The sequence below is a fragment of the Chromohalobacter sp. HP20-39 genome (assembly GCF_033052815.1).
Classification (GTDB): Bacteria; Pseudomonadota; Gammaproteobacteria; order Pseudomonadales; family Halomonadaceae; genus Chromohalobacter.
The window spans coordinates 1-273 of sequence record NZ_JAWHTP010000675.1 but is presented as its reverse complement, the minus strand read 5'-3'; the positions used below and the strand labels follow the sequence as shown (position 1 = coordinate 273).

The window sequence follows — 273 nt, the reverse complement described above, 5'->3', positions numbered from 1 at the left end:
ACCTACTCGATGAGCTCGACCGCGTGCAGATGGCCGGTATCCCGCTGCTGACCGCCCCCAACGACATCTATTACGCAAACTTGGAAAAGCGCCTGCCCGGCCATGGCCAGCCCGTGCCCGAGTTGCAGGCGCGCGGCATTCTGCTCGACGGCACGACCGAAGGCGGCCAGCCCCGCCTGCTGCTGCAGATATTCTCCGAGCCGCTGCTTGGCCCGGTGTTCTTCGAGTTCATCGAGAGCAAGGGCAACTACCGCGAGGGCTTCGGCGAAGGAT

General features: G+C 64.5%; 1 pseudogene. It reads left to right on the top strand.

Annotated features, from left to right (window positions below):
• Positions 1 to 273, top strand: a pseudogene (locus tag RVY79_RS19660) (4-hydroxyphenylpyruvate dioxygenase); the annotation flags it as partial.